The organism is Noviherbaspirillum denitrificans (assembly GCF_002211445.1).
Classification (GTDB): Bacteria; Pseudomonadota; Gammaproteobacteria; order Burkholderiales; family Burkholderiaceae_D; genus Noviherbaspirillum; species Noviherbaspirillum denitrificans.
Genome location: NZ_LSTO01000002.1, coordinates 22,764 through 26,527 on the forward strand (window position 1 = coordinate 22,764; position 3,764 = coordinate 26,527).

General features: G+C 61.3%; 3 protein-coding genes. All 3 read left to right on the forward strand.

Translation table 11 applies throughout. The features are described from left to right. The coding region (locus AYR66_RS23625) for an ABC transporter ATP-binding protein (RefSeq protein WP_141104314.1) at positions 1 to 759 on the forward strand (759 nt) is incomplete at its 5' end. A gap of 284 nt (positions 760 to 1,043) precedes the next feature. Next, positions 1,044 to 2,297: an urea ABC transporter substrate-binding protein gene (gene urtA / locus AYR66_RS23630; protein ID WP_088710044.1), complete on the forward strand. Its 1,254-nt coding sequence runs from the start codon at positions 1,044 to 1,046 to the stop codon at positions 2,295 to 2,297. 126 nt (positions 2,298 to 2,423) lie between these two features. Then, positions 2,424 to 3,764, forward strand: a 1,341-nt coding sequence (gene urtB, locus AYR66_RS23635) for an urea ABC transporter permease subunit UrtB (RefSeq protein WP_088710228.1), incomplete at its 3' end; no start/stop codon positions are given.

The window sequence follows — 3,764 nt, forward strand, 5'->3', positions numbered from 1 at the left end:
GGCCTGCGCAAGCTGACCATGGCTGAGCGTAAGGCGCGCGTCGACAAGCTGCTGCGCCTGGTCGGCCTCGGCACCCATGCACGGCTCTATCCGCACGAACTGTCCGGCGGCCAGCAGCAGCGCGTCGCACTCGCGCGCGCCCTCGCACCGCAGCCTGACCTGCTCCTGCTGGATGAGCCTTTCTCCAATCTCGACGTGGATCTGCGCGAGCGGCTGGCGCTCGAAGTGCGCGACATCCTGAAGGAACTCGGCACTACTGGCGTGCTGGTCACGCACGACCAGCATGAAGCATTTGCGATTGCCGATCACATCGGCGTCATGCAAAACGGCGAAATCGTACAGTGGGACACGGCCTATAACCTTTACCACAAGCCCGGCAACCGCTTCGTCGCGGATTTCATCGGCCAGGGCGTCTTCACCCCGGGCACCATCGACTTGCCCAATCAGCAGGTGAACATCGAGCTCGGCAGCCTGCCCCTTTGGCAAGGTGTCGACTTCTGCTCTCCCGACGAGAAGAATGCGCACCAGGTTGACGTGCTGCTGCGCGCCGATGATGTGATCCACGACGATTGCAGCCCGCTGCAGGCGGAAGTGGTCCGCAAGGCCTTCCGCGGTGCCGAGTTCCTGTATACATTGCGCCTTCCCAGCGGCCAGGTTTTGCTCGCGCTGGTGCCATCCCACCACAACCACGCGATCGGCGAAAAAATCGGCATCCGGCTCGGCGCCGACCACGTCGTCACCTTCCCTGCAGATAAATAATCCAGTTGTTCCTGGTGCACCGGCCGGGCGCCGCCGCACCTCCCCGTGCCCTCCTTTTCCGTGCAGTCAGCAAGCCAAAAACTTGCAATTGCACTAATTTCGCGCGCCGGTGCGCGATAAAAAAGCAGCAACTCACCAAGCTTGCACACGGCGCACCATAACAGCTCTGCCTGCGGCCAAAAAGTCGGAATCTCCCCCGCAAGTTGACTGGCACACAACCTGCTAAACATTGCCTGCGAGCCATCGCAATACGATCCGACCCATAACCAACGTAGGAGCAACTAATGTCCCGTCGCACACTCCTGAAAGCGACCGCCGCCGGCGCTTTGACTCTTGCAGCTTCAGCCTGGTTGCCTCAGGCTCTGGCCGCCGACACCATCAAGGTCGGTATTCTCCATTCGCTGTCGGGCACGATGGCGATCTCCGAAACCTCGCTCAAAGACGTGGCCTTGATGACGATCGACGAGATCAATGCACAGGGTGGCGTCATGGGCAAGAAGCTCGAACCCGTTGTCGTGGATCCGGCGTCCAACTGGCCGCTGTTCGCCGAGAAGGCGCGCCAGCTTGTCACCCAGGACAAGGTGGCTGTCGTGTTCGGATGCTGGACCTCGGTGTCGCGCAAGTCCGTGCTCCCGGTCTTCAAGGAACTGAACAGCCTGCTGTTCTACCCGGTCCAGTATGAAGGCGAAGAACTCGAGAAGAACGTGTTCTACACCGGCGCCGCGCCCAACCAGCAAGCGATCCCGGCTGTCGAATACCTGATGTCCAAGGACGGCGGCGGCGCCAAGCGCTTCGTGCTGCTGGGCACCGACTACGTCTACCCGCGCACCACCAACAAGATCCTGCGCGCCTTCCTGAAATCCAAGGGCGTGAAGGAATCCGATATCGATGAGGTCTACACCCCGTTCGGTCACTCCGACTACCAGACCATCGTCGCCAACATCAAAAAGTTCTCCGCTGGCGGCAAGACGGCCGTGATCTCCACCATCAACGGTGACTCCAACGTGCCCTTCTACAAGGAACTGGGCAACGCTGGCCTGAAGGCTACCGACGTTCCGGTCGTCGCCTTCTCGGTTGGTGAAGAGGAACTGCGCGGTGTCGACACCAAGCCGCTGGTCGGCCACCTCGCCGCCTGGAACTACTTCCAGTCCGTGAAGAACCCGGTCAACACCGAGTTCATCAAGAAGTGGAAGGAATACGCCAAGGCCAAGAAACTGCCGAACGCCGACACCGTCGTGACCAACGACCCGATGGAAGCCACCTACGTCGGCATCCACATGTGGAAGCAGGCCGTCGAGAAGGCCAAGTCGACCGATACCGACAAGGTCATCGCGGCAATGGGCGGCCAGACCTTCAAGGCGCCGTCGGGCTACGACCTGGTGATGGACAAGACCAACCACCACCTGCACAAGCCGGTGATGATCGGCGAAATCAAGCCGGACGGTCAGTTTAACGTCGTGTGGAAGACCAAGGGCCCGATCCGCGCGCAACCGTGGAGCCCGTTCATCCCGGGTAACGAGAGCAAGCAGAGCATGTAATGCCCATCCCTCCTTCACGGAGGGATGAAGCACCTGTTGCAGTACGAGCCGGAGCGTGACTCCTCCTTCCACACTCCGGCTTTTTTGCGTCCGCAGTTTTCGCATTTTGCCTTGCCAGGAATCGCAATGAAATTTCTCAGACAACTGCTCGTCATCGGCATGCTGTGCGCGCAAACAATTGCGCACGCGGCAATCGATGCCGAGCTGCTCAAGCCGCTTGGCGGGGACGACCCCGATGCGCGCATTGAAGCAGTCAACAAGATCGCGGCTCTCGCGAACGATGATGCATTCAAGCTGCTGAGTGCACTCAGGAACGAGACCCTGTACACCACACCCGACGGCAAGGTCTATATTGTCGAAGACGGCAAGTCCTTCGATCCCGCCACCGATGCAACGATTCCGACACCGGACGGCGTGGACGGCATCACCATCAACAACCGCCTGCGCGGCGCGCTTGAAGGCGCGATGTCCGGCTTCCGGCTGCTGTCCGACAAGCGCGACGAACGCCTGGCCGCCGCACTGGACATGCAGAAGGGTGCCGATCCCGGCCAGCTTCCGATGATTAACAAGGCACTGGAAAAGGAAAGTGACGCCGAGATCAAGGCCATCCTGAAACTCGCCGCCGCCACCGCCAACCTGCAATCTCCTGACGCAACTGTGCGCAAGGACGCAGTCACCGCATTGGCCGACAGCAGCAACGCCAGCCTCAAGCCGCTGCTGTCGCAGATGCTGGAAAAGGATGCGAACGGCCAGTACAACGAACCCGACGAAGCGGTGCGCATTGCCGCCGTCAATACCATCAGCGCGATCAATGCCCGGCTCGCCCGCACCGAATTTGTCGGCAACCTGTTCTACGGGGCCTCGCTCGGCAGCGTGCTGCTGCTCGCCGCACTCGGCCTCGCCATCACCTTCGGCCTGATGGGCATCATCAACATGGCGCATGGCGAGCTGCTGATGATCGGCGCATACACGACCTATGTGTGCCAGCTGCTGTTCCGCAAATTCCTGCCTGATTCCATCGACCTCTACCTGGTTGCCGCCCTGCCGGCTGCCTTCCTCGTCGCTGCCGCCGTCGGCATCGCGCTGGAGCGCACCGTCATCCGCTGGCTGTACGGCCGTCCGCTGGAAACCCTGCTGTGCACCTGGGGCATCAGCCTGATGCTGATGCAGCTCGTACGCTCGATCTTCGGCGCGCAGAACGTCGAAGTCGCCAATCCTTCCTGGATGTCCGGCGGCGTGACAGTGATGGGTTCGCTGGTGCTGTCCTACAACCGCATCGTGATCATATTCTTCGCGCTGGCGGTGGTCGCCGCCGTCTGGACGATCCTGAACAAGACGCGCCTCGGCCTGTTCGTGCGCGCCGTCACCCAGAACCGCCGCATGGCGGATTGTGTGGGCGTGTCGACCGGCAGGATCGACATGATGACCTTCGGCCTCGGTTCCGGCATCGCCGGACTCGGCGGTGGC

Excerpts from the sequence above, each read along its gene's own strand:
- urtA (WP_088710044.1), top strand. The coding sequence starts at position 1,044 with ATGTCCCGTCGCACACTCCTGAAAGCGACCGCCGCCGGCGCTTTGACT.